General features: G+C 72.4%; 20 protein-coding genes. 8 read left to right on the top strand and 12 right to left on the bottom strand.

Going from position 1 to position 24,780, the window contains the following annotated elements:
- Positions 1–42 precede the first annotated feature (42 nt).
- Positions 43–2,382 (bottom strand): LPXTG cell wall anchor domain-containing protein, encoded by a 2,340-nt coding sequence (locus N5875_RS01990; RefSeq protein WP_318210474.1) that lies wholly within the window; start codon positions 2,380–2,382, stop codon positions 43–45.
- 201 nt (positions 2,383–2,583) lie between these two features.
- Between N5875_RS01990 and N5875_RS01995 the strand changes: the two genes are divergently transcribed.
- A complete protein-coding gene (locus N5875_RS01995) occupies positions 2,584–3,168 on the top strand; it encodes a hypothetical protein (protein ID WP_338491470.1) in 585 nt (194 codons plus the stop codon).
- A gap of 100 nt (positions 3,169–3,268) precedes the next feature.
- Here the strand turns inward: N5875_RS01995 and N5875_RS02000 are convergent, their stop codons facing one another.
- The 3 genes from N5875_RS02000 to N5875_RS02010 form a co-directional block, all read right to left on the bottom strand.
- Positions 3,269–4,159 carry an endo alpha-1,4 polygalactosaminidase gene (locus N5875_RS02000; protein WP_318210476.1) on the bottom strand — a complete coding sequence of 297 codons (891 nt, stop codon included), beginning with the start codon at positions 4,157–4,159 and terminating at the stop codon, positions 3,269–3,271.
- Positions 4,160–4,322: 163 nt separating this feature from the next.
- Complete coding sequence (locus N5875_RS02005; protein WP_338491472.1) at positions 4,323–6,236, bottom strand: CAP domain-containing protein; 1,914 nt, start codon at positions 6,234–6,236, stop codon at positions 4,323–4,325.
- Positions 6,237–6,398: 162 nt separating this feature from the next.
- Entirely contained in the window at positions 6,399–7,442 is a 1,044-nt protein-coding gene (locus N5875_RS02010; protein ID WP_338491474.1) for a multicopper oxidase domain-containing protein, read from the bottom strand.
- 218 nt (positions 7,443–7,660) lie between these two features.
- Between N5875_RS02010 and N5875_RS02015 the strand changes: the two genes are divergently transcribed.
- Together N5875_RS02015 and N5875_RS02020 are read left to right on the top strand one after the other, a co-directional pair.
- Positions 7,661–10,156, top strand: a complete 2,496-nt coding sequence (locus N5875_RS02015; protein WP_338491476.1) for a ThuA domain-containing protein — start codon at positions 7,661–7,663, stop codon at positions 10,154–10,156.
- A 53-nt stretch (positions 10,157–10,209) separates the two neighbouring features.
- The gene (locus tag N5875_RS02020) at positions 10,210–12,378 is read left to right on the top strand and encodes a family 16 glycoside hydrolase (protein ID WP_318210600.1); all 2,169 of its coding nucleotides are present in this window, start codon (positions 10,210–10,212) and stop codon (positions 12,376–12,378) included.
- A 54-nt stretch (positions 12,379–12,432) separates the two neighbouring features.
- Here the strand turns inward: N5875_RS02020 and N5875_RS02025 are convergent, their stop codons facing one another.
- Positions 12,433–14,232: a SpoIIE family protein phosphatase gene (locus N5875_RS02025; RefSeq protein ID WP_338491478.1), complete on the bottom strand. Its 1,800-nt coding sequence runs from the start codon at positions 14,230–14,232 to the stop codon at positions 12,433–12,435.
- 135 nt (positions 14,233–14,367) lie between these two features.
- Between N5875_RS02025 and N5875_RS02030 the strand changes: the two genes are divergently transcribed.
- The 4 genes from N5875_RS02030 (at position 14,368) to N5875_RS02045 (ending at position 17,437) form a co-directional block, all read left to right on the top strand.
- A complete protein-coding gene (locus N5875_RS02030; RefSeq protein WP_318210481.1) occupies positions 14,368–14,742 on the top strand; it encodes a PadR family transcriptional regulator in 375 nt (124 codons plus the stop codon).
- On the top strand, positions 14,739–15,302 hold the full coding sequence (locus N5875_RS02035; protein WP_338491480.1) for a hypothetical protein: 564 nt from the start codon (positions 14,739–14,741) through the stop codon (positions 15,300–15,302). The genes N5875_RS02030 and N5875_RS02035 overlap by 4 nt, the downstream gene beginning before the upstream one ends.
- A 99-nt stretch (positions 15,303–15,401) precedes the next feature.
- Complete coding sequence (locus N5875_RS02040) at positions 15,402–16,895, top strand: diacylglycerol kinase family protein (protein ID WP_338491482.1); 1,494 nt, start codon at positions 15,402–15,404, stop codon at positions 16,893–16,895.
- A gap of 149 nt (positions 16,896–17,044) precedes the next feature.
- Positions 17,045–17,437, top strand: coding sequence for a hypothetical protein (locus N5875_RS02045; protein ID WP_338491483.1), 393 nt, complete (start codon positions 17,045–17,047; stop codon positions 17,435–17,437).
- Positions 17,438–17,510: 73 nt separating this feature from the next.
- Here N5875_RS02045 and N5875_RS02050 read toward each other — a convergent pair whose 3' ends face one another.
- Positions 17,511–18,722: an MFS transporter gene (locus tag N5875_RS02050; protein ID WP_338491485.1), complete on the bottom strand. Its 1,212-nt coding sequence runs from the start codon at positions 18,720–18,722 to the stop codon at positions 17,511–17,513.
- Between the two features lie 272 nt (positions 18,723–18,994).
- On the opposite strand from N5875_RS02050, the gene N5875_RS02055 reads away from it, so the two are divergent.
- Entirely contained in the window at positions 18,995–19,177 is a 183-nt protein-coding gene (locus tag N5875_RS02055) for a hypothetical protein (protein ID WP_338491487.1), read from the top strand.
- 72 nt (positions 19,178–19,249) lie between these two features.
- Here N5875_RS02055 and N5875_RS02060 read toward each other — a convergent pair whose 3' ends face one another.
- The 6 genes from N5875_RS02060 to N5875_RS02085 all read right to left on the bottom strand — a co-directional run bounded on the left by N5875_RS02060 (position 19,250) and on the right by N5875_RS02085 (position 24,774).
- Entirely contained in the window at positions 19,250–19,963 is a 714-nt protein-coding gene (locus N5875_RS02060; protein WP_338491489.1) for a hypothetical protein, read from the bottom strand.
- Positions 19,964–19,967: 4 nt separating this feature from the next.
- Positions 19,968–20,549 carry an RNA polymerase sigma factor gene (locus N5875_RS02065; protein ID WP_318210488.1) on the bottom strand — a complete coding sequence of 194 codons (582 nt, stop codon included), beginning with the start codon at positions 20,547–20,549 and terminating at the stop codon, positions 19,968–19,970.
- Positions 20,550–20,628: 79 nt separating this feature from the next.
- Positions 20,629–21,105 (bottom strand): hypothetical protein, encoded by a 477-nt coding sequence (locus N5875_RS02070; RefSeq protein ID WP_338491491.1) that lies wholly within the window; start codon positions 21,103–21,105, stop codon positions 20,629–20,631.
- Between the two features lie 131 nt (positions 21,106–21,236).
- Complete coding sequence (locus N5875_RS02075; protein WP_338491493.1) at positions 21,237–22,100, bottom strand: DUF1684 domain-containing protein; 864 nt, start codon at positions 22,098–22,100, stop codon at positions 21,237–21,239.
- Positions 22,101–22,429: 329 nt separating this feature from the next.
- On the bottom strand, positions 22,430–23,497 hold the full coding sequence (locus tag N5875_RS02080; protein WP_338491495.1) for a chitinase: 1,068 nt from the start codon (positions 23,495–23,497) through the stop codon (positions 22,430–22,432).
- Between the two features lie 125 nt (positions 23,498–23,622).
- Positions 23,623–24,774, bottom strand: coding sequence for a S1 family peptidase (locus tag N5875_RS02085; protein WP_318210492.1), 1,152 nt, complete (start codon positions 24,772–24,774; stop codon positions 23,623–23,625).
- Positions 24,775–24,780 lie beyond the last annotated feature (6 nt).

Below are 24,780 nucleotides of genomic sequence, written 5' to 3' on the forward strand. Positions count from 1 at the left end.
CCGTGCGGGAAGGGCCCGTCCTCCGTACAGCCGCGGTACCGGTCAGCTTCCGGTGTGCGCCCGGCGGCGGCGCCACCAGACGAGCGCGCCGCCCGCGCCGATCGCGACGGCCGCGATGCCGACGATCAGACCGACGGGGGTACTGCTGCCGGTGTCGGCGAGGTCGCCGTCAGGGTCCTTGGGACCGGGCGGGGTGGTGGCCCCGGGCGACTGACTGGCCGTCGGTCCCGGATCCGTCGGGGTCGGCGTCGGCTTGCCCGTGCCCGTCGGGGACGGGCTCGCGGTCGGAGTCGCCGTACCGGTCGGGGTGGGGGTGGGACCGGGGGTGCCGGTCTCCGACTGTCCGGCGCTGTTGCCGCCGAACATCAGATAGCCCTCCTTGTTCGGGTCGTCGGCGATCGTGTCGACCGCGTAGCCGACCGTGCGGGGCTTGTAGCGCTGCTCGGTGCGGAAGCGCACCGGGTTCATGTTGCTCTTCGGCTGCTTGGAGAAGTCGACCCCGCCCACGGTGTAGACGGAGACCTCCTCGCCGTTCGACCACTTGTAGGTGAACGTGCCCTCGGTGAAGGCCTTGTAGTACCGGTCCCAGACCTGCTTGCCGGTCCAGTCCTGGTGCGGGGCGCGCAGCGGCCAGCGGCTCACGTCGTTGCTGTTGATGATCCCGCGGTACTCGGCGGGCATGTCGGCGGCGTTCTGACGTACCCACTCGGCGGCCACCCTGGCCGTGTAGACGCGGCGCAGGTCGGCGTAGTAGTCGCCGTTGTTGACCTTCTCCGCGACGAGGGGGGTGATGTAGCGGTCGAGGACGCGGTCGGACTGCCGCGTCTCCGCCTCGGTGAGGTCGCAGCCCTTCCCGCCGGGCGGCTGCGTGGTGGTCTGCTGCGGCACCGTCGACAGCTTCAGCGGGGTGTCGAGGATGTGGATGCCGCCGTCCTGCTCGCGCACGACCGCGGTCTCCGGCTCGATCCAGTAGCGGAAGCCGGCCCAGCAGGGGAAGCCGTCGCGTTTGGGCAGGGCGTTCATGAAGTCGCGGCCCGCGTCCGTCTCCGGGTCCATCGCCTTGAAGATGTCGTGCTTCAGCTCCAGGTCCGCCTCCAGGAGCACCCGTCCGGCGTCGGTCTTGCCGAAGCCGGGGTCGATGATGCGGTTCGGCTCGTCCGGGTTGAGGTTCACCCAGAACGTGGACGGGTCCAGGGCGAGCCAGGTGAAGAACGCGTCGGAGATCAGGTTGCCCTTCTCCTGGCCGCCCCACCCGGCCGCGTACTCGTCCTCGACCGACTTGGCGGAGAAGGCGTAGTCCAGCCCCTTGCCGCCCTTGCCCTTGCCGATGTAGCGCAGGTCGAGGGTGGTGAAGTCGATGCCCCCGAGGCCGCGGTTCATCAGGGCCCGCTCACCTGTCCTGCCGAGCCGGTCGAGCTGTTCCTTGAGGGTCCTCGGGTTCGCCGGGGACTGGTTGATGACCTGGTTGCCGGAGCCGCGGGACCCGGTGGAGGCGCCGTTCCCCGGGGACATCGTCGTGCTGTTCGCACGGTACGGGCCGTTCTCGGTGCCCTTGGGCGGCACGCCCTTGTGGTGGGACTGGTAGTCGTACGTACGGACCCGGTCGCGGCCGAGCGCGTCCTTGCCCGCGGTGTCCTTGAGCTCCTTCATGAAGTTCTTGGCGTCGCGGGTCTGGTTCTCGGCGAAGACATAGGTGTACTTGTACGAACGCCAGCCCTGGTGCTTGGCCCAGGCCCGGTCCGCGGGCTTCTCGCGGCCGTCGGGGCTGCCGTTGGACTTGACCTCGACGATCTCCCGGCTCCGCTTGTTGTAGGCGTCCAGGCGGCGGACATGACGCTCGCCGGTGTCCGGGTCGACGAAGTAGAACTCCTTCTCGCAGATCCAGTCCGGGCCCGTCAGGCCCATCTCGCGCACGACCTTGGCCATGAAGGCCTTGCCTCGGGCGTCGTAGCCCTGGTTCGGGATGTAGACCTTCGACAGGTAGTCGCCGAAGGACGTCCACCGCCGCTGCGCGTTGAACCGGGCGTAGATGCGCCTCGGGTCGCTGTGGTCGTACTTCTTGTAGTCGGTGCCCGCCGCGTCGAGCTCGGCGCGGGTGGGGTTGAGGCCGTCGAACTGGAGACCGGGGTTGGTGTAGTCGTACGTGTCCCAACGGTCCACCGCACGAGAGGCGTCGCCCAGCGGCAGGCCGCCCGTGGGCACGTTCTTCACCCCGTACATCTCGTCGCAGCGCTTGCCCGGCTTCAGCTTCGGCGGCGCGGGCGCGGCCTCGGCGACGCCGCCGACGGGCTGGCCGGTGATCGTGATGACGGTGGCACAGGCGAGTGCTAGCAGGCTGTTCCTGAGCGCACGCCAGCGGCGCGTTATTCGTGCTGGCTTCACAGTGCTTCCCCCGGGAGCCCCACGGGTCGATTCAGGGTTGTGTGGCGCCAGGGCCCCCGATGCTCGAATGGGCGCCGCACAAGCGGTCCGATCCTAGGGGTCCTCTTTGCCACCGCAATGCGCTTTCGGTGGCACGGCATGTGTCAAATCCGTGCAGATTCACGACCCTTACCCTCACATGGAGGACTAGGCTTAGCTGCTGTGAGCGATGAGATCTGGGAGTACGAGGCCGCCGGGACCGACGACGACAACGGAGCCGACGGGGCCGACGAGCACGTCGTCGCCGAGCGCATCGACACGGCGCACGCCGACAACCCCCGCCTGCGCGCCTGGCTGGACGAGCAGCGGGGCGGCTTCGCCGACTGGAGCCGCCGCCACGGCGGCGGCTGGGACTTCGGCGAACGCTCCCTCGACCGCGTGGAGGCTCTCATCCGTGAGCATGTCACCTCCACCGACGATCTGTTCGCCCGGGAACACACCCCGTTGATCCAGGTCGCGTGCTGGTACGTCGGCGAGGTCCACAACCGCACCCGCGGCACACAGTGGCGCATGGACCCCGCCCCCGCAGACAGTCACCCCTGGTCCCGACGCCCTTACGTCATCGTGCCCTTCGCCCGGCTGGACGAGTACCGGGACCCCGAGGGCATCGACTACGACGCCCGTCCCCAGCACCACCCCCTGAGCAGCTTCCTCGCCCTCCTCCGCGAGGGCCCCACGACCGGCCCGGCCCCGCTGCGCGCCGAACTGGACGACTACGACCCCGGCGCCGGCACCGACGAGGAGTAGATCCAGGCGCCGGGATTCGCGATCAAGCCCTTCCCGGGGCGCGGCGCATGGCCGACCCGGAAGCCACCGGGATGGCCGAGGTGGTCGCCGCTCGTCCCTGTCAGCAGGTCGCGCGGACGTACCCTGCTTCGCCCGCGGGGCGGACGTCGGTGTCGCGCAGGACGACGGAGAGCGTCCCGCCCCAGCGCGCGCAGGCGCGGGCCAGGCCCTTCCGCTCGTACTCGATGACGAGCACCCGGTTGTCGAAGGCGGTCGCGTAGGGGCCGCATTCGTCGTACTGACCGCATTCCTCGGCGACCGCGAAGTCGAAGCCGAGCTTGCGGCCCCGCTGCGCGAGATCGGGGGCGTTCTTCTGCCCGATCGCGAGTCCGGCCGTGTGGGCACGGGCGACGAGCAACCGGGCGAAGGCGAGGTCGTGTTCGGGTGTGAGACGCCCCCGGGACCGCTCGTACGAGTCGAGGTTGTCCGCCTCGACGGCCTGGTAGCCGGCGTCGGCGCAGCCGTCGATCCACTCACCGACGATCGCGGCGAGGCGCTCGCGCTTGGCCGGTGTGGAGACGTCGAAGAGGGCCTCGCCCCAGTCCTGGTCGACGACCAGAGCGCCCGCGGCGCTCCGGAGGAGGAGGTCCGGGTGGTTCTCCTCCCACCAGTCGGTGGCGTCCGGCTGGGCCTGGAAGGCGTTGACGTAGCAGATGTTGTACAGCCCCTGCGCCGGCTTCGCCGTACGGTCGCGGGAGACGGCGCCCACTCCGGGGGGCGGTGCGTAGGGTCCGCCGATCTGGTAGTCGAATCCGACGTGGGGCTCGGGCGGGACGACCGTGCGGGCGGAGGAGGGCGGCGGGGAGGAGGGGGCGGAGTCGCCGTCTCCCCCGTCACCGGGCGAGGTGCATCCGGCTGCCGCGACGGCGAGGAAGCCGGCCAGGGTCAGGGCCGACAGGCGGTGGCGGCGCCGACGCACGCGGTGCGGGGGGCGGGGTTCGCGGGCGATCACGGTGCGGGCTCCTGGTCGTCGGTTCCTCGGGGCGGCTCGGCCACCCACGGGCCCACCGTACGGCCGCCTTCCGCTCGGGCCGTAGCGGCCTGCCGGATGCCACGCGAACGGCCCGCCGCCGTTCGACCGGGTGTCACATACCCGCGCCCGCCGCCCCCTTCCGTCAGCGGGCGCCGAAGACCTGGGTCCAGTACGGGCCGCCCTGGGAGTGGATGCCGACGCCTATCTCCTTGAAGTCGCAGTTGAGGATGTTCGCGCGGTGGCCCGGGCTGTTCATCCACGCCTCCATGACCTGCTCCGGAGTGCTCTGGCCCATGGCGATGTTCTCGCCGTAGGTCGACCACGGGTATCCGGCGGCCGTCACCCGCTCCCCCGGGCCGGCGCCGTCGGGGTTGGTGTGGTCGAAGAAGTCACGGGCCGCCATGTCGTCGGAGTGGCCCTGCGCCGCCTCGGTCAGGGTCGCGTTCGCGCTCAGCGGGCCGCAGCCCGCCTTGGCGCGCTCCGCGTTGACCAGGGCGATGACCTGGTCGGCCTCCGAGCTCTGACCCTGGTCGTTCTGCGGGCCCGCGCCCGTCCCGTTCCCGGCCTCGTCACCCGAGCCCGATCCCGTGCCGTTGCCCGTGCCCGAGCCGGGCCTGGTCGGCGGCGCGTCCGGGGTGGGTGCCGCGGTGCGCGGCGGGGTCGTCTTCACCGGGGCGGGCTCGGTGGTGCGGACCGGGCGGGGCGGTGCGGTGGTGGGCTTCGCGCTGGGCGATGCCGAGGCGGAGGGGCGTCCGGTGGCGGACGGCGAGGTGGTGGGGGTCGTGGCCGCCGCCGACGGGGTCCCGGAGTGGGTGGCAGGGTCCTGGTCGAGGGGCAGGTCGAGCTCCGGGGCCGTCACGCGGTTCGCCTCCAGGATCTCGTCGTCGCCGCCGCGGCCCCCGTACAACGAGAACGCCCCGCCGGTGACCGCCATGACCACCACGCCGGCCGCGATGACGGCACGGCGCCGGCTCCGCTCCTGTGTCTGGCGACGGCGCCGCAGAGCCGCGCGCGTGCCGTGCCGGCCGGGCGCGGAGGAGGCGGGTGCGGACCGGTGTATGGGGGGGTGGGCGTGTCCTGCGGCACCGGCCAGGATGTACGGCTCCGTCAGGTCCGCCGCCTGGTCGTACCCGGCCTCGCCGCCGAGGTGGGCCGCGGCGGACTGGCCGGCCCGTTCGGACGTACGGTACGGGTCGCCGTCGCCGGCCGCGTACGGGTCCGGCGCGATGCCGTGTCCGTCGGGCGTGGCGGCGTACATCGAGGTCGGCGTCGCCGGTGCCCGCGGGGCCTCACCCGCCTGTGCCGCGAGGAAGGGTGATGTGGCCGCCAGCAGGACCTCCGCCGGGACCAGCGCGTGCCGGCGCGGGGCGCAGTGACCGCAGGTGAGCGTGTGGTGGGCCAGGTGGTCGCGCCACGGGGCGGAGGGCCGGCCGTCCCAGTCCGCCGCCTCGCGGCCCAGGAAGGGGCAGGCCGGGTTCCCGGCCAGAGCGCCGACGACGACGCGGGCGGCGTCGAGCCGGGCCCGTACCGCCTCGATCCGGGCCGGTGCCTCCTCGACCGGACGGCGCAGTGCGGCCGCGATCTCGTACCGGGTCAGCTCGCCCGCGCACTCCAGCCACCACAGGGCCAGTTGCTCTCCGTCGTCCGGGTCCAGCCAGCGGGCCGCCTCGATGATCTCGTACGCCTGCCCGTACGCCTGCCCGTACGCCTCCTCGTGCGCGTGCCACTGGGCGGCGGCCGCGCCGTCCCCGTGGCCGTACCCGGCCGGCTGCTGGTGCCGGTGCCGCCGGATCCCGTCCACGGCGATGGCGACCAGCCAGGGCCGGAAGACCCCGGGGTCGGTCAGGGTGGCGAGGCCGTCCAGGGCGCGCAGCATCGTCTCCCGTACGACGTGCTCGACGTGTTCGGGGCCGTGGCGGCCGTTCAGGGCGAGGGCCACGGTGGTGTGGATCAGGGGCAGGTGGGCGGTGACCAGCTGGTCCCGCGCCCACGGGTCACCGTTCCGCGCCGCGAGGACCAGCTCCGTGTCCCGCTCGATTCCTGTGCTCTGCCGCACGCCGACCGTCCCGTTCGTTGGAGATGTTTGCGCATGGGAGAGCCTGGAGCGGGGCGCGGATAACGGAAAGCCGGGGGACGGCGAAAGTGATGTGGCTCACGTGACCGGCGCGCCGCCCGCCCGTGCCCCGCCGCGAGACCCGGCGGGCCGACGCGGCGGAGCTCAGTGGTGGTGGGTCCCGCCGGAGTTCCGCGTGGCCGGTTCCTCCTTCGCCGTCGCCGCACCGTGTGTTCCATGGCCTCCGTGGTCTCCGTGGCCCGGCACGGTGCCGTCCGGCTTGGCCACCAGGAAGAGACCGGCCATGCCCATGTCGGAGTGGCTCTGGACGTGGCAGTGGTACATCCAGGCGCCGGCTCCGACGTGCTCGCCCGCGATGATCTGGAATCCGAACGAGTCCGCGGGTCCGGTGATCTTGTTGTCGATGACGCGGCTCACGTCCTCGGGACCGCTGAGGAGACCGGTGCGGTTGTCGGCCCAGCGATGACCGTGCATATGGAACGTGTGGTAGTACTCGCCGTGCGTGATCATGATGATCTCCACCCGGTCGCCCACGGTGGCGAGGAAGTCGGGCGGATCGGCGGCCGGCCGGTTGTTGATCGTCATGTCGTTGAAGACGATGGTGAACTGCTTGTCCGGCAGGATGTCGCCCTTGCGGCGGACCACCAGGCCGCCGTACAGGCCCTTGCGGATGCCGCCGGTGCCGTGGTCGGTGCCCACGACGTGGTCGTGGTAGTGCCAGTACCCGGCGCTGCCGGGCCGCCAGGTGCCGTCGGGGCGGCGGCCGGGGGCGTGGGTGCGCCAGGTGTACGTGCGGGTGGCGCCCGCCTCGACATGGCTCCCGCTCATCCTCGTGCCGTCGTTGTCGATGTCGTAGTCCACGCCGTGCGGATGGAGGCTCACGGGGACGTCCATCAGGTTCTCGAACGCGATGTGGAGGGTGTCGCCCTCGTTGAGCTCGATCAGCGGGCCGGGCACGGTGGCCTTGCCCTTCTCCAGGCCGTATCCCATGCGCCCGTCGGCCAACTTCTCGGCGTACAGCTTGAGATGGCGTATCTGTCCGCCGGCCGGGGCAGTCCTCAGCGGGGCGGCCGTGGCGGCCGCTTCGGGCGCGGCACTGGAGGCGGAGGCGAGAGACAACGATGTCACGCCGGTCGCGGCGACGGCTCCGCCCGCGAGCAGGCGACGGTTGAAGCTGCGTCTGTCCATGTCGAACTCTCCGGTCTGCAGAGGAGATTGACGGGGCGGGAGGTCCGGACGGACCCCCGGGCGGACCCCTGGGGACGGGCCACACGGTAGCGGGGCTTCCGCTGTTTATCCACGGCCAGGACAAAGTTCGTCCGGTTGCGGTCATAGCCCTTGGCGAACCGCGCAAAGAGGTCTAGCTTCAACGGCTGTCGTTGTGACCTCAGAGGGATGGGTGACCCATGAAGCGCACACCACATCACCGGTCGAGATCGAGAACAGGCTTCACCGTGGCGGCACTTGGGGCGGGCGTCGCTCTGACCGCCTCCCTGCTCGGCGGCGATCCCGCCTCCGCCAGGCCTGATCCGGGCCCGCCGTCGGCCAGGGCTGCGACAACGTTATCCCTGCCCTCGCCACCGGGCGGCGCGAACGTACGGGTCCTCGTCTTCCACGGGTCGGCGACGGCCGAGTCGCCGACGGTCGACGCGGGCATCGCGGCCGTCGAGAGCATCGGCCTCACCGGCCCGGCCGCCGGCCGCTACCGCACCGAGGCCACCGACGACCCGGCCGTCTTCACCGACGCCAAGCGGCTCGGCAGGTACAACGCCGTGGTGTTCCTGACCGGGGGCGGCGATGTGCTCGACCCCGAGCAGGAAGCGGGCCTGGAGGCCTACATGGAGGCGGGCGGCGGATTCGTCGGCGTCCACGAGGCCGCCCGTACCGAGCCCTACTCCGGCTGGTTCACCGGCCTGATCGGCGCCCGGCCCACCGGCGCCCCGAGCGGCACGCAGCGCGCGGTGGTGGAGGTCGGCGACCGGCAGCACCCGGCCACGAAGTCCCTTCCGCTGGAGTGGAAGCGGCCCGACAAGTGGTTCAACTGGGACCGCAACCCCTCCGGCACCGTGCACACGGTGGCGCGGGTCCGGGAGTCCTCGTACCAGCCCGCGGCCGAGCCCAACGGCTGGGACCACCCGGTGTCCTGGTGTCGTGACTACGACGGCGGCAGGTCCTTCTACACCGCCATGGGCGGCACCGTCGACAGCTACGCTGAGACGGACTTCCGCGACCATCTGCGCGGAGCCATCGCCTGGACCGCGCGGATCTCCCGGGCGGACTGCAAGGCGACCATCGACGCCCACTACACCGCCGAGCGCGTCACCCAGCCCAACAAGCCCGGCCAGAACGACCAGATCGGCGAGCCCCACGGCCTCGTCGCCGCTCCCGACGGCCGCGTCCTCTACATCGGCCGCGGCGGCGCGGACTCCAGTGTCCCGGTGGTCACCGACTGGAACGACCCGGACATCGGCAAGGGCAACGGCGAGATCCACGTCTACGACCCCAAGACCAAGCAGGTCACCAAGGCCGGCGCGCTCACCGTCTTCGGCAACAAGGGCGGCGGCGACGAGCTGATCAAGAACGAGGAGGGGCTGCTCGGCATCGAGCTCGACCCCGGCTTCATGACCAACGGCTGGGTCTATCTCCACTACACGCCGCACTCCCGGATCGACCGTGTCGAGCACATGGGCGAGCGGCGGGTCTCCCGCTTCACCCTCGATCTCGCCACGAACAGGCTCGACCTGGCGAGCGAGAAGGTGCTGCTGAGCTGGCCGGTGCAGATCCACAGCTGCTGCCACGCGGGCGGCGGGATGGCCTGGGACTCCCAGGGCAATCTGTACATCGCCACCGGAGACACCAACTCGTCCGGCTCCAGCGGCGGTTACTCGGGCAACAACCCCGCTCCGAACTTCCGGGGCGTCTCCTTCGCGGACGCGCGCCGCACCGCCGGCAACACCAACAACCTCAACGGGAAGATCCTGCGGATCCATCCCGAGGCCGACGGCACCTACACGCTCCCCGCGGGCAATCTCTTCACCGGCGAGGAGAGCGACGAGGGCGGGGGCAAGACCCGCGGCGAGATCTACGTGATGGGCGTGCGCAACCCCGCGCGCATCTCCGTCGACAAGGCGACCGACATCCTCTACGCGGGCTGGGTCGGCCCCGACGCGGGAGCGCCGTCGACGACGTGGGGCCCGGCCAAGTACGACACGTTCGCCGCGATCACCAGGGCGGGCAACCACGGCTGGCCGTACTGCATGGGCAACAAGCAGCCCTACCGGGACCGCGATCCGCTCGATCCGGGCAAGCCGCTCGGCTGGTACGACTGCGACGCGCCGAAGAACGAGTCGCCGAACAACGACGGTCTGGTGAACCTGCCGCCGGTGACCGGGAACACGATCTGGTACGCGCCCCAGGGCGGCGGCGTGGACTACCCGAGGGACGCCGACGGCATCCCGAGCTACAAGCAGGAGGAGCAGAAGCTGCTGCTGCCGTGGCTCAAGGGCGGCGGGCAGGCGACCATGAACGGCCCGCTCTACCGCTACGACGCGGCGAGCGACTCGGCGGTCAAGTGGCCGTCGTACTGGGACGGCAAGTGGTTCGTCGGCGACTTCTACGACGGGGAGCAGCCACGGCACGCCGTGCTCACCGACCCGAAGACCGTCGGCAGGGGCGGACTGCCCGTGCACGCCGAGTCCCTGAAGAAGATCATCCCGGTCGGGCAGGGCGGCATCCGGAACCTGATGGACTGGAAGTTCGCCCCGGACGGTTCGCTGTACGTCCTCGACTACGGGCGGGGCTTCTTCACCTCCCACCCCGACTCCGCGCTCTGGCGCGTCACCTACAAGGGCGGCGGGCCCACCCCGGCCGCCGACCAGCTGGCAAGGAGGGCGGCGCAGTGATCACGAGACGCGGAGGCGCGAGCCTGTGGGCGGCCCTGCTGGCCGCCGTGGCGATGGTCGTCGGCCTGACCTCGGCGGCCGCCTACGGCAGGGCGGACGACGCACGACGCGGCGACGACGGACGTCGGAGCGCCGCGGCGCAGGTGCTGACCTGGAAGGCGGGCGATCCGATCGACCGCTATCTGGAGTTCCCGACGACGGCGGTGGCCGGCGCGACGACGATCGTCTTCGAGAACAGTACGGCCACCGGCAACACGACCGGCATGCCGCACACCCTGACGTTCGACGTCTCCGACCCCGAGTACAACAACGACGTCCCGCTCAACATCCTGGCCAACCCGAGCGACGCGAACGGCGGCCGGCACACGGCCGAGGTGACGCTGACCCCGGGCCGGTACCTCTTCAAGTGCACGATCCCCGGGCACGGCCAGATGCAGGGCATCCTCACGGTCACCGAGGGCGGCGGCGAGGACACCACCGCGCCGGAGACGACCGCGAAGGTCGAGGGCGACCGGAACGCCGACGGTGCCTACGTCGGCCAGGCGACGGTCACGCTCGGCGCGACGGACGCCGGTTCGGGCGTGGACACGGTCGAGTACGCGGTCGGCGCGGCCGGCCCGTGGCAGCCGTACACGGTCCCGGTCGTCGTCGACCAGGTCGGGGCGCACTCCATCCGCTACCGGGCGAGCGACAAGGCGGGCAACACGGCCGCGGAGAAGACCGCCGCGTTCACGGTCGTCGCCCGGCCCACCGACGACACGACGGCGCCGGAGACCTCGGCGACCGTCTCGGGCGAGCGGGACGACCAGGGCCGCTACCTCGACATGGCCACGGTGACGGTCACCGCGTCCGACACCGGTTCGGGCGTCAACACCATCGAGTACGCGCTCGGCGACGGCGCCTGGCAGCCGTACACCGCTCCGGTGATGGTGCACCAGGCGGGCGAGCACACCGTCCGCTACCGGGCGAGCGACAAGGCGGGGAACACCGCCGCGGTGAAGTCGGTCGCCTTCACGGTCGTCACCCAGCCCGATCCCGACACCACCGCCCCCGAGGCCGCCGCCTCGGTCGCGGGCGTGCGCAACTCCGACGGCGCGTACATCACCAGCGCCACGGTCACGCTGTCGGCGTTCGACGCGGACTCGGGCGTCGAGCGGATCGAGTACTCGCTCGACGGCGGCCCGTACCTCGCGTACACCACCCCGGTGATCGTCGACCGCGTCGGCCACCACACGGTGCTGTACCGGGCGACGGACAAGGCGGGCAACACCTCCACGGCCCGGACCACGGCCTTCACGGTCGCCGAGGGCGGCGGGGTGCCCGCGCCCGACTGTCCCGAGTTCGACGAGCGGCTGACGGTCATCGTCGGGACAGTCGACACCGGCGTGCCGAACCGGATGACGAACAGCCGCTGCACCGTCAACGAACTCATCGAGGACGAGAAGGACTGGTCCTCGCACGCGCTGTTCCTCAAGCACGTCGACACGGTGATCGACCGGCTGCTCGCCGAGGGCGTCATCGACGCCCGCGAGCACCGGAAGATCTACCGCGCGGCCAAGCAGTCGGGCATCGGCAGGCCGGGTCAGACCGAGGGGTACCGCGACCTGTTCGACGGCACCGCGGCGAGCTTCTCGAAGTGGCAGCACGTCGGCGGCGGAAAGTTCGGGCTGACCGAGGACGGCGCCATGACCAGCAGCACCACGGTGCCGGGCATGGGCATGCTGTGGTTCCCGCAGCGGCAGTACGGCGACTTCTCGCTCAAGCTCCAGTGGCGCGACGACGCCCCCGGCGCCGGCAACGCCAACGGCGGGGTCTTCGTGCGCTTCCCGTACGTCCACGACAACCCCGAGGAGAGCCGTCCGGAGTGGGTCGCCATCAAGTACGGCCATGAGATCCAGGTCCTCGACCGGCCCGACGGCGACATGTACAAGACGGGCTCGCTCTACGGCTTCGACCGCGTCGGCCTCGCCGGCGCCGGGGTGACGCCCAAGGGCACCTGGAACGACTACGAGATCCGGGTGGAGGGGCAGCACTACTCGGTCTTCCGCAACGGCAGGCTGATCAACGAGTTCGACAACACCGGTGGTCAGGTCTTCCAGCCGCCGCGTGGCGACGACCCGGGCACGGACGGCCGGCGGTACGCCTCCGGCTACGTCGGGCTCCAGGTCCACGGCACGACCGACGTCATCTCCTACCGCAACATCCGGGTGAAGGAGCTGTAGACGACCGTGAAGGGCCCCTCTCCCCCGGCGGGAGAGGGGCCCTTTCGGCTCGTCTCACGTGGGCAGGTTCTGCTCCGCCCACACCACCTTGCCGGAGACCGTGCGGCAGGAGCCCCATCGGCGGCACAGCATGTTGATCAGCTGGAGGCCCCGGCCGCCCTCGTCGCTGAGGTCCGCGTGCTGGATCTGGGGCAGGTCGGGGCCCGTGTCCGAGACCTCCACGACGAGGCGTTCCCCGCGGAGCAGCCGGAGGCGGCCCGGACCGTTGCCGTAGCGCAGGGCGTTGCCCACGAGCTCCGAGACGACGAGTTCGCAGACGTCGGCGAGCTCCGCCAGGTCCCAGGCGTCGAGCTGGTCGGTGACCAGGCGCCGGGCGACGGACGCGGCCCGTCCCTCCTGCGGCAGCTGCCACTCGCACAGCTCGTCCGGGGTGCCCGCCGCGGTCGTCGCGACGAGGAGCACGGCCTCGTCGAAGCGGCTGGCGTCGGTGGGAGCGCAGTCGGTGAGTCCGCCGTGTTCGAGGGCCTCGGGGGTGAGGCCGCGGGCCGCCGACCGCAGCCGCTCCAGCTGGTGGTCGAGGTCCGCGTGCCGGGACTTCACGAGGCCGTCGGTGTACATGACCAGATGGCCGCCCGCCGGGGCCTTCACACGGATCGGGTCGTACGGGATCACTCCCGCGCCGAGCGGCGCGCCGATCGGTACGTCCACGAACACGGCGGAGCCGTCGCCGTCGACGAGCAGCGGGGGCAGATGACCGGCGCTGGCCAGGGTGTAGGTGGAGTCGGCCGGGTCGTGGACCGCGCAGAGGAAGGTGGCGACCTGCTCGTCCTCCAGGTCACGGGTGGCGAGGTCGAGCCGGGCGAGGACGCGCTCCGGTGCCATGTCGAGGGTCATGAGGGTACGGGCGACGGCCCGCAGGCGGCCCATGGTGGCGGCGGCGGGCAGTCCGTGGCCCATGACGTCGCCCACCATCAGGGCCGTACGTCCGCCGGGGAGGGCCATCACGTCGTACCAGTCGCCGCCCACTCCGTGGTGGGCCGTGGACGGCGTGTACTCGGCGTTGACGCGCAGCCCCGGGGTCACCGGGGTCGCACGGGGCAGCAGGCTGCGCTGCAGGGAGACGACGTGCTCGCGCTCGCGTCCGTACAGCCGGGCGTTGTCGATGTAGACGGCGGCCTGGGAGGCCAGCTGCTCGGCCAGCGCGAGGTCCGTGGTGGAGAACGGGGGCGTTCCGGGACCGCGTACGAAGTCGGCGCTGCCGAGCAGGAGCCCGCGGGCGATCAGCGGCACCGCGAGATAGCTGTGGACTCCGGCGGCACGCATCTTCGCGGCGGCGCTCTCCGTCGGCGCGACCCTGTTGAAGTCGTCGTTCCGCATGCGGCTCACCAGGACGGGCCTGCCCTGCCGCAGGCAGTACCGGTGGAGGAGGGTCTCGTGGGTCTTCTCGGTCCGGACGAAGGTCTCGCCGACCGGGGTGGGCTCCAGGGAGGCCAGCTCGTCGACGACGCTCAGCGCGGTGGCCCGCAGCAGCGGGACGCCCGTCCCCGTCCAGCGCGAGCCCTCGCCGCCCCTCAGGACGCTCTCCAGGATGTCGACGGCGGCCCCGTCGGCCAAGGTGGGCACCATGAACTCGGCCAGCTCCTGAGCGGTGCGCTCCAGGTCGAGGGTGGTGCCGATCCTGGAGCCCGCGGAGTTCAGCCAGGCGAGCCGGCCGCGTGTGGTGACGCGGTCGAGGGGGACGTCGCCGTCGCTGCGGCCGAGCCGTCCGCGGGCGCCGGCCGCGCGGAGGACAGAGGCGCCCCTTCCGGCCGAGGCACGGCGGGCAAGGCGCCGCCTCCCGTTGCCATCGTTCACTCTTTCGGCCTCCAGACAGAAACTCGTCCGCTGTTGGTGCACATCATGCACCTGCCTCCCCCTCCTGGCCGATCAGGGCGACACCTCCCGTCACTGTCTTGTGGCGCAAGACAGTGACCGACTATCATGCACCGCATGACAAAGGAGCTGCCGACAGCCGGTGACCAGCGGCGCAGTCAGCTTCTGCGCGGTGTGCTCGACCTGTGCCTGCTCTCACTGATCGCCGAACGGCCTCGGTACGGCTACGAGTTCATCGAGGCGCTCACGGAGAGCGGGCTCGAACTCGTCGGCGAGGGCAGCATCTACCCGTTGCTGGCCAGGATGGAGCGGGCGGGGCTCGTCGAGCCGTTCCGCGCCCCGTCGTCCAGCGGCGGGGCGCCGCGCAAGTACTACCGACTGTCCGAGGCCGGCCGAACCGAGCTGGAGCACGGCCGGGCCGTGTGGCAGGGGTTCACCGCCCAGGCCGACCGGATCCTCACACGAACGACCCACGGGGGAACGACACCATGACCAACGAGCACGTACTCGCGGTCTGCCGCAGCAACTGGGAGTACCGGGGCGTCGACGACGCGTCCGTACGCGAGATGCTCGCCGAGCTCACCGCCCATCTGGAGGACGCCGCGGCGGCCGGACGCACTCCGCAGGACGTCGTCGGCCAGGACGTGAAGGCCTTCGCCGCGTCCTGGGCCAGGGCGCGGATGCCGCTACACCGGCGGGTCCTCAGGATGGCGGCGCTGGTTCCGCTCGTCGTGGGCACGCTGCTGCTGATGTCGCACCTCGTCCACTGGACGACGGTCGTGGACATCGACGCCGGGCGGCTCGCCTTCTGGCTGAGCATCGGCACCGTGACCGTGGTCCTCGAACTGCGACGGGGCACCCTCGGCTTCGGCAAGGGATGGATCGTGGCGCTTGTCGTCGGACTGCCGGTCCTCTTCCTGACGCAGAAGCTGGCCGGCGAGGAGACACTGTTCCTGCTGCCCTTGTGGGGCACCGCCCTGCTGACGCTGCCGGGCATCGCGTACCTCGTCGCCGAACGGCGTCGGCGCGCCCCGCGCCCCGTGGCGTCCTGAGCCGGCCGCGGTCTCACCCGCACGGCCCGGCAGGGATGCCCGTCCGTCCCGGAGCGTGAACGCTGGGGGCACGGACCGGGCCGAGAGGCGGGACACGGGATGAGCCAGGACGGCAGGGGCGGGACGCGGACGACGGGATCCGGTGCGGGTGCCGCCGCGCGGCTCCTGGCCCGGCTCGCGGTGCTCGCGGCGGTCGGTTCCCTGGTCGTGCTGGGGCTCGCGGTCGGCGACGGCGGCCTCGTGGTCGTCCTGGCCGGCCTGCTGGGGCTCATCGTCTGCGCCGCGGGCGTGTGGTGGTTCCTGGCCCACCGCGGAGCGGTCCGCCTGCTCGGGGCGCTCGTCGCGGTCGCCGCGCCGGTCGGCGTCGTGGTGCTCTTCGCCCATGGCGGTCTCTGGCGCACGGCGCTGGTCCTTGTCCTGTGCTGGGCCCTCGCACTGGCCTGCGCGCGGGCCGCGCTGCGCAGGGCCCGCCCCCGCCGGAAGCGCCACGCGCACCCGGCCCCCCGGCCCCAGCGGGCGTTCCTCATCATGAATCCGAAGTCGGGCGGCGGGAAGGTCGGCCGCTTCGATCTTGTCGACCGGGCGGAGGCCCTGGGCGCCCGGGTGACCGTGCTCGATCCCTCCGCCCCGGCCGACGTGGCCGCCCTGGCCCGCGAGGCGGTGGCCGAGGGCGCGGACCTGCTCGGCGTCGCCGGCGGCGACGGCACGCAGGCCCTGGTCGCGGCGGTCGCCGCCGAACACGATCTGCCGTTCCTCGTCATCTCGGCCGGCACCCGCAACCACTTCGCGATGGACCTCGGCCTCGACCGTTCCGACCCGGCCCGCTGCCTCGACGCGCTCACCAACGGCGAGGAGCTGCGGATCGACCTCGGCGACGTCGACGGCCGGGCCTTCGTCAACACCGTGTCCTTCGGCGTCTACGCCGATGTCGTCCAGCGCCCCGAATACCGCGACGACAAGGCGGGCACGGCCCTGACCCTGATGCCGGACCTGCTGGTCGGCGAAGGGGTGCGCCGGCTCGACGCGCGGATCGACGACACGACGGTGGCGTCCCAGCAGGCGCTCCTGGTCAGCAACAACGCGTACGCCTCGCCCGACGTGCTGAGCAGCGCCGGCCGCCGGGCCAGCCTCGACGACGGCGAGCTGGGCGTGCTGGGGATCCGGGTGGAGGGCGCGGCCGAGGCCGCGGACCTCGCCGTGCGCGGTTCGCAGTCCACCGGGCTGACCGTCACGACCGCCCGCCGGGTCGAGGTGACCGCCTCCGTGACGGACGAAGCCGACACGAGCGGCTCCGGTACGGGCGGCTCGGGCGCAGGCGGCTCGGGCGCAGGCGGCTCCGGCACGGGCGGCTCGGGCGCAGGCGGCTCCGGTACGGGCGGCTCCCGGGCGGACGAGATCCCCGTGGCGGTCGACGGTGAGGCCCTGCGCATGACCACGCCGGTCGTCTGCACGCTGCGCCCGCGCGCACTGCGGGTCCTGGTGCCGCGCGACCGCCCCGGCGTCGTCGCCCCCGCCCCGCCCGTGGACTGGCGACGGCTCGTCGACCTGGCCTTCGGCCGTCCCGTACCGGTCACCCGGAGACGGAACGGCTGAAGCGGGCCCGACGCCGGGCCGCCGGGGGGCGCGGTGGGGCGGCGAACCCCCTGTCTCTCCGGACCGGGACGGCCCGCGACAATGGCACCCCCGGGCCGTTCCACGGACGTACGTGGTCGTGGCCCGGCCGAGCGGAGAGACGAAGGACGATGACGCTGACAGTGGGCCTGCGCGTACAGCTGGCGGTGGAACTCGCCCTGACGGGGCAGGTCGCCCCGGCCGAGGAATCCCCGACGGAACCGGCCGCCGCCGTGGGATTCCTGGCCCTGGCGGTGGGCACCCGGGGCACCGTCGAAGAGGTGAACGACGACCGCCAGGAGAGCAAGGAGGTCCGCGAGTACGCGCGGCTCAAGTCACTCCTCGACGACTTCGGCCACCAGATGCCGCCGGGGAGCAGGGCGCAGCTGGAGGAGCAGGTCGGCGCCCTGGAACCGGCGTGGATCGCGTACCAGGAGGCGGAGATCCCGGTGAGGGTCCGCGTCCGGCTCGACAACGGATTCGTCCTCCGCGACACGGCCGGGGACGTCTTCGTCGCCCTCTGACGCCCTCGTGCCCCGCCGCCTGACGCCTACGCTCGTCCCGGCCGGCTCCCGTGCGTCACGGCGACCGACCCGATCACGGCCCCTTCTCCGGCACCGGTCGCCGGATCAGATACGCGGCGGCGGAGGCGACGAGCACCAGCATGCAGGCGATGAACACCAGCCCCGCCCCCTCCAGGCCGAGCGGATCGGCCAGCAGTCCCACGCCGATCACCGGAATCGAGATGCCGGTGTACGCGACCACGAACAGGGTCGAGATCACCGCGGCGCGCCGGTCCGGCGGCGCCGCGGCGGCGACGGATGCCAGGGCGGCACGGAAGGCGAGGCCCTGTCCCACCCCGCCGACCACCGCGGACAGGACGACCAGCGCCAGGACGTCCGTGTACAGCGCCGCCCCGAGGAGGACGAGACCTGCGAAGAGCACCACGCAGCCCAGCGGCAGCGAGCGCGCCACCCCGACGCGGTCGACGGCGAGTTGCCCGGCGGTGGAGGCGAAGAAGGCGAGTGCCACCACCAGGCCGCTCACGGCGTGATTGTCGACGTGCAGGTAGCGGGCGAGGAACGCGGGGCTCACCGAGGTGAACACCCCGAAGAGGGCGAACCCCACGAACGAAGCGATCGCCGCCGGCACGAACACCGCCCGCACCTGCGGTGGCAGCGCGGGCCGCTGCGGCCGTACCGCGGCCGGTCCACGCCGTTCCCGTACGGTCTCGGGGAGCCACAGCAGGACGCCGACGGAGACCGCCACCAGGCCGAGGTGCACCGCGAACGGCAGGACCAGGGGATCGGGGGCGTACTCCGCGAGCAGTCCGGCGAGCAGCGGCCCGCAGCCGAGCCCGCCCATATTGGCGGCCGTGGCCACGAGCGTCGCCCGGGACCCACCACCGGGCGGGGCGAGCTCCATGACGTACGCGGTGGCGGCGCCGGTGAAGAGACCGGCCGACAGACCGGAGAGGAGCCGACCCGCGTACAGCCAGCCCAGGGAGTCGGCGAGCAGGAAACACACCGCGCTCGCTGCCGCGAATCCCAGGCCGCAGAGCAGGGTCGGCCGTCGGCCGACCGTGTCGGAGGCATTGCCCGCCAGGAGGAGCACGCCGATGACCCCGAAGGCGTACACGGCGTAGACGACGGTCACCGTCAGTTCGGAGAACCCGAACTCCTCCTGGTAGAGGGGGTAGAGCGGGGTCGGCAGCGTGGTGCCGGCCATGCACACGACGAACACGGCCCCGGCGAGCAGGCACTGCAGCCAGCCCCGGCGGTCACCTTCCCTGCCACGGGCAGCCTCCATGCCACGATCGTCTGCCACACCATGATCGCGTTCCACGCCCCGGTCGCCTTCCATGCAGCGGACCGTATCCCCGTCCGCCGCCGACCGAGGGGCACGAACTGCGGCAATCGCGTGGACGTCACCCGGTCGACGAGGCCGCGCGCGGCACGGCTCGCGGGAGGACGGGGGTCTCCGCCTGGATCCCGGTCGTCGGAGGCAGACGCATCCGCCCGTCGGCGGCCGCCGCGCCCGCCGTCCTCGGCGGCCTGATCCTCACCGCGCTGTTCACGGCCGTGCCGATCGGGGACGGCCTCCGGCTCACCGTGTTCGGCCTCGCCGACTCGGTCGACCACACCCACGACGCGTGGCGGACGCTCGCGACGGTGTGCGTCACTCCCACCGCCGTGTGGGGACCCGCGATCATCGCTCTCGCGATCGCCTACCACCGCCGCCGCACCCGCGTCCGCGAGGCGTGAGCGGTCCGGGGCATCCGGGAAGCAGGGCCACCGGGACGGGCATCGGGCATCCGGGCGAGGGCCGTCGGGACGTCAGGGCTTGTCGCGGCCCTGGTCGTTCCTCGGCCCCTTTTCCGGTGAGCTCCCGTGTCCGTTGGCCTGCCCGTCCACGTGCCCGTTCCTCTGCCCGTTCTCCAGGCCGTTCTCCGGGCCGTTCTCGGGGCCCTTCTCCGGACCGTTCCCCAGCCCGTTCTCCGCTCCGTTCCCCGACCCGTTCTTCTCCCCGTGCTCCCCGCCCTTTCCCCGGCCCGGGTGCGTCGTCGGCCGTGTGGCCGGGCTCTGGGGCAGGGGCGCGGACGCCGCGCCGGGCGGGGTCGTCCCGCCGGCCCCCGGGGCGGTGCTCCCGCCGAGCGTGGGGGCGGGGGTCGTCGGGGCGGGCGCCGGCTCGTCGGCGAAGGGGCCGGTCAGGTCCACGGCGGCGAGGGCCGCCCCGCCCAGCGTCACGCTGGCGAGGGCCGCGGCGAGGGCCGTTCTCAGGGTGCGTCGGCGAAGCCGCCGCGCGGCGCCGGGAGTCCAGTCGTCGCGGCGGCGCGTCCGGCGCGTCCGGCCGTGGACGTGCAAGCCGGAGTCACGTGCGGCCCGGAAGGCAGCGCGGGCCCTCGCCTCGGCCTCACCAGCTGCTTCCCCGGTCGTCCCGCCGCCCGTCACGACCGCGCTCGTGGTGGCCGTGTCCGTCGCTTCCCGGTCGCCGCACAGCGCGGACCGCAGAGACTGTTCCAGGCCGTCGTACCGATGCTCGTCGGGCATCCCATCACCTCCCTGTTCCCCTGAGTTCACGCGCCAGCCGCTTCAATCCCCGGTGTGCGGCGGACCGTACCGCACCCGGGCGTTTGCCCAGGACCCGGGCGGCCGTCGGCCCGTCGAGGCCGACGACGACCCGGAGCAGCACGGCTTCGGCCTGCTCCCGCGGCAGGCCCATGACCAGCGCGAGGGCCTGCTCCGTGGAGAGGGCCTCCAGGACGTCCCCCGCCGTGTCGGCGGCGGCGGGCAGTTCGAGCACGTCCTGTTCGAGCAGGGTCGGCCGGGGACGGGACCGTACCCGCCGCAGATGGTCGAGTGCCCGATGCCGGGCTATGGTCGCGGTCCAGCCGCGGAAGCCCGCACCGTCGCCGCGGAACCGGCCGAGGTCGCGGGCGATCTCCAGCCAGGCCTCGGAGGCCACGTCCTCGGCGTCCTCGCCGACGATGCCCCTCAGGTAGCCGAGCAGCCCCGGACAGACGGTCCGGTACGCGTAGGCGAAGGCCTCCTCGTCGCCCTCCTGCGCCCGGGCGACGGCCGCGCCGAGTTCGGAATCGCGTGCCGTGGTGGGCGCGTGCCCCGTCCCCTCGTCCACCCGATCCTCTTCACGACCCGTACGTCCACGAACCTCCGGTTGCCCCGGCCTACCGGAATACAGTCATCCTGTCAGACCGTCAGCGCAGGCCCGCCGCCCGGCCGTCGGGGGCGCGGACCGGCCGTCTGCGGCTGCGCGGCGGCCGCCGCCCGTGCAGGGTGAGGAAGTACGTCTGGAGCGATTCCCGCGGTCCGATCTCGAAGCGGTTCACGGTCCGCCCGAGCGGATTCCACACCCGGCCGTCGGGCATGCGCGACCCGACGGGGTGGGCGAAGACGGACCGGAGCAGGTGTTCCGGTGGGATGTCGACCCAGACCGCCCCCGCCTCGCGCACCAGCACCTCGCCGACGTAGGCGCCGATGCCGATCAGCGGCCCGGCCACGTCCTCCCGCCCGGCGCCGCCCTGCCGGAGTCCGTCGATGAGCCGGTCGACGACGCGCAGGCTCGCCGCGGTGTAGTCCAGCGGAAGCCGGGCCCTGGCGGTGGCACGCCCCACGAACTCGCCCGCGTGACGCCCCATGTCGGCAGCGGACAGCGTCAGGTTCTCGCGGTCCATGCGTGATCACCCTTCCCCTTCGAAGCGGCGCGATTCGCCGGATGATCAAGCGGAAGCCGGTCCGGAAACATCACGGAGGAAGCGCGTGACGCTGATCACACGACGCCGGGCGGGGATTCCGGGCCGAGCTCCTACGGGGTGACCGGGCCTCGCTCGCGCGGGATCTTCTCCCCGGCCTCCACCGCGACGGGCAGCCGGTTCTCGGCCGGCGGCAGCGGGCAGGTCGCGAAGTCGGTGTACGCGCAGGGGAGATTGGTGGCGCGGTTGAAGTCGAGCACGACGTCGCCGTCGGGTCCGGGCGCGTCGACCCGCAGGTTGCGGTTGGCCGCGTACGTGGTGACGCCCGAGGTCGCGTCCGTGAAGAGCACCGTGAAGCCGCCGGGGGTGTGTCCGTTGAAGGCGGTCAGGCTCAGCTCCCGGCCGTCGAGCCGGAAGGTGATCCTGCCCGGGGCGTCGTAGACGTGCCGCAGGCCCTCGACGGAGGCGCCGACGGTGGTCGGTCGCGGCTCGGCGAAGGGGACGTAGCGGCCGGTGACGACCCAGCGGGGATCGGGGGCGTACGCGGGTGTTCCGGCGAACGCGGCCCGCAGGGGGTGGCCGGGATGCCTCGGCCGGACGATGTCGTGGCCGCCGCGCTTGGCGACCTCGATCACGGTGTCTCCCCAGACGGCGTCGACGCCGCCGCGCTCCGGGATGACGCCGAAGTCGTACCGTCCCCGGACGACGGTGCCGTCGACGACGAGTTCGGACTCCTCGTCGAGCTCGACGGTGACGCCGTCGGATCCGGTCGACCAGACCCCGGGGGCGTCGGGGAAACGCTGCGGCTCGTCGGTGAGCCAGTGCAGGCCGGTGATGGCGAGGAAGCCGTGCTCGGCGGCGAGCCGGGCGTCCTTGTCGCGGTGCCACTCCTCCCACTCGGCGGTGAAGGCCTTCACACCGGAGTCGGAGTCGGTGTCGACATCGATTGTGGGAACGGGGACGTTGCGGGCGGTCATGGGTCCTCCTGGTGTCGTCTGCGCATCGCGTGCGGGGCTTGTACCGGGAGGCCGCTCGCGCCCGCCCGTGCCGACGGGGCCGGAGGGGCCGCCGGAGGGTGACGCTCGGGGATGTGACAGGGGCACGGTGGTCGCGTCGCGGGCGACGGCCGACTGCCGGGACGAGGGCCTCGGGGTCAGCCGGAACAGGACGTGGTCGTGACGCGCACGTAGTCCACGTGTCGGCGCGTCACGAGCAGGGTCATACGGCCAGCAAAGCACAACTGCCGCGCCCCGGACCAGTGTTCCCAGGTTCTGGATCCCCGGTCCGGGGGCGCGGCGCGCCGGGTCTAACGGCCCTGGAGGGCCTTCACGTTGTCGCCGAACGTCCAGCCCTTCGACCCGTCCCAGTTCGCCGACCAGGTCATGAGGCCCTTGAGCGCCCCGCCGTAGTGGTTCCACGCCTGCGCCACCAGTGACGGCGCCATGTGGCCACCGCCCGCGCCCGGCTGGGCGGGGAGGCCGGGGACCTGCTTGTCGTACGGCACCCGGATGGTGGTGCCCTGGATCACCAGGCCCCGGTTCAGACAGTCGGTCTGCGCGACGAACCCGGCGACGGTGCCCGCCGCGTAGGAGTCGCCCGAGCAGCCGTACATGCTGCCGTTGTAGTACTGCATGTTGAGCCACCACAGGCGCCCGTTGTCGGCGTACTTCTTGACGATCGGCAGGTACGCGCCCCAGATCGACCCGTAGGCGACGCTGCCACCGGTGACGTACGCGGTCTCCGGCGCCATCGTCAGTCCGAACCCGGCGGGCATGCGGGCGAGGACGCCGTCGATGATGTGCACCAGGTTGGCCTGCGAGGCGGACAGCGTGCCGATGCTGCCGCTGCCGACCAGACCGGTCTCGATGTCGATGTCGATCCCGTCGAAGTTGTACGTCTTCAGGATGGGCACGATGGTCGCGATGAACCGGTCCGCGACGGCACGGGAGTTGAGGTCGATGCCCGCGGCGGCGCCGCCGATGGACATGAGGAGTGTCGCCCCCGCCGCCTTGGCGTTGCACATCTGCGCCGGGGTGGAGACCCGGACGGTGTTGTCCATGCCGTCCTCCCACAGCACCGTTCCGTCCGAACGGATCACGGGGAAGGCGGCGTTGATGACGTTGTAGCCGTGGGCCGCGAAGCGCGGGTCGTCGATGGGTGCCCAGCCGAAGGGCGGGTGGACGCCGTTGGCCGCCCCGTCCCAGTTCTCCCAGTAGCCCTGGAGCACCTTGCCGGCGGGCTTCTGCTTGAGGGCACAGGTGTCCGCGGCGGGGGCGGACGGGGCGGCCACGGCGGCGGGAGCCGCGAGGGTGGCGGCTGCGAGCAAGGTGGCGAGACCTGCTCCGAGGAGTCGAGCGATCCGGGGTGCTGGCATGCGTGCTCCTTGGGACGTGGGGGTGGTCCTAGGTATGGCGCGCGCTCCAGCAGACCGTAGGTTGGTCCAGACCATTCGTCAACCACCCTCGCGAGCAAGGGAGTTACAGGCTCCCCCTCAGTCCGTCACGCCGTGTGCAGCGTGAGGCCGTAGCGGCCGAGGATCTCGTTCACGGGCTGGAACCAGGTCTGACCGCCGGTCGAGCAGTTGCCCCAGCCGCCGGACGTGACGCCCTGGGCCTGGTCCCCGCTGATGAACGCGCCGCCGGAGTCACCGCCCTCCGCGCACACGCTGGTCTTCGTCATCTGGTGCACCGCGCCCTGGCTGTAGTTCACGGTCTCGTTCTTGGCCAGGACACTGCCGCAGTGCCACTTGGTCGTGGAGCCGGAGCGGCAGATCGACGCGCCGACCGGCGCCTCGGCGGACCCCTTGACGAGCCGGTCCGGTATCGCGCCCCAGCCGAGCACCACGGGCACCGTCCACCAGCCGCTGTGGATGCTCACGTACGCGTAGTCGTTCCCGGGGAACGAGGAGCCCTGGAAGGTGCCCATCGCGGATCCGTCCCAGCCCCGGACCGCGGCTCCGGCCCCGCCGCAGTGTCCGGCGGTGACGAAGCCGCCGTGCACGGAGAAGCCGATGGAACAGCGGACGTTGCCGGTGTAGTAGGGGTCGCCGCCGACGGTTCCGGCGGCGTACGTACGGGGCGCGGTGGCCGTTTCGGCGACGGTGACGGGTCCGGTCTCGCGGGCCCGCTCGACGAAGGCCCGGACGGCGGGGGCGTCCCGGTCGGCGCGGACGACGGTGACGACGACACTGTTGGAGCGGGGGTCGACGTGCCAGCCGGCGACACCGCTCGGGGCGGGGCGGGCGTCGAGGCGGGCCTTGGCCCGGTCGAGCGCTCCGGCGCTGTGCCGGACGAGGCGGGTGTCGGCGCCGAGCGCCTTGACCTCGGCCTCCCCCACACGGTCGGTGAGGGCGACGACGAGTCGCCCGGTGCCCGCGTCGAACCAGGAACCCCCGTATGAGCCACCGGCGGCCTTCTTCGCCTCGGACTCGACGCGGGCCGCCGTGCGTTCGGCGGCCAGTCTCTCCTCGGCCTGCCGCGCGGTGAGCCCGAGGTCCGCGCGCATGGCGTCGAGGAGTCCCACCGAGGCGGTGGGGGCGGTGGTGGCGGTGTCGGTGGGGACGGCGCTCGCGGGGACGGCTTGGGCGGCGCCGAGTCCGACGGTGAGCAGGAGTGCCGCGGCGGCGGCGCGCAGGGCGGACGTACGTTTCACAGGAGC

It is taken from the genome of Streptomyces sp. SJL17-4, from assembly GCF_036826855.1.
Classification (GTDB): Bacteria; Actinomycetota; Actinomycetes; order Streptomycetales; family Streptomycetaceae; genus Streptomyces.

Coding starts and splice junctions, on each gene's coding strand:
- N5875_RS02010 (WP_338491474.1), bottom strand. CDS start 7,442: ATGGACAGACGCAGCTTCAACCGTCGCCTGCTCGCGGGCGGAGCCGTC.
- N5875_RS02015 (WP_338491476.1), top strand. CDS start 7,661: ATGAAGCGCACACCACATCACCGGTCGAGATCGAGAACAGGCTTCACC.
- N5875_RS02020 (WP_318210600.1), top strand. CDS start 10,210: ATGGTCGTCGGCCTGACCTCGGCGGCCGCCTACGGCAGGGCGGACGAC.
- N5875_RS02030 (WP_318210481.1), top strand. CDS start 14,368: ATGACAAAGGAGCTGCCGACAGCCGGTGACCAGCGGCGCAGTCAGCTT.
- N5875_RS02035 (WP_338491480.1), top strand. CDS start 14,739: ATGACCAACGAGCACGTACTCGCGGTCTGCCGCAGCAACTGGGAGTAC.
- N5875_RS02040 (WP_338491482.1), top strand. CDS start 15,402: ATGAGCCAGGACGGCAGGGGCGGGACGCGGACGACGGGATCCGGTGCG.
- N5875_RS02045 (WP_338491483.1), top strand. CDS start 17,045: ATGACGCTGACAGTGGGCCTGCGCGTACAGCTGGCGGTGGAACTCGCC.
- N5875_RS02050 (WP_338491485.1), bottom strand. CDS start 18,722: ATGGAGGCTGCCCGTGGCAGGGAAGGTGACCGCCGGGGCTGGCTGCAG.
- N5875_RS02060 (WP_338491489.1), bottom strand. CDS start 19,963: ATGCCCGACGAGCATCGGTACGACGGCCTGGAACAGTCTCTGCGGTCC.
- N5875_RS02070 (WP_338491491.1), bottom strand. CDS start 21,105: ATGGACCGCGAGAACCTGACGCTGTCCGCTGCCGACATGGGGCGTCAC.
- N5875_RS02075 (WP_338491493.1), bottom strand. CDS start 22,100: ATGACCGCCCGCAACGTCCCCGTTCCCACAATCGATGTCGACACCGAC.
- N5875_RS02080 (WP_338491495.1), bottom strand. CDS start 23,497: ATGCCAGCACCCCGGATCGCTCGACTCCTCGGAGCAGGTCTCGCCACC.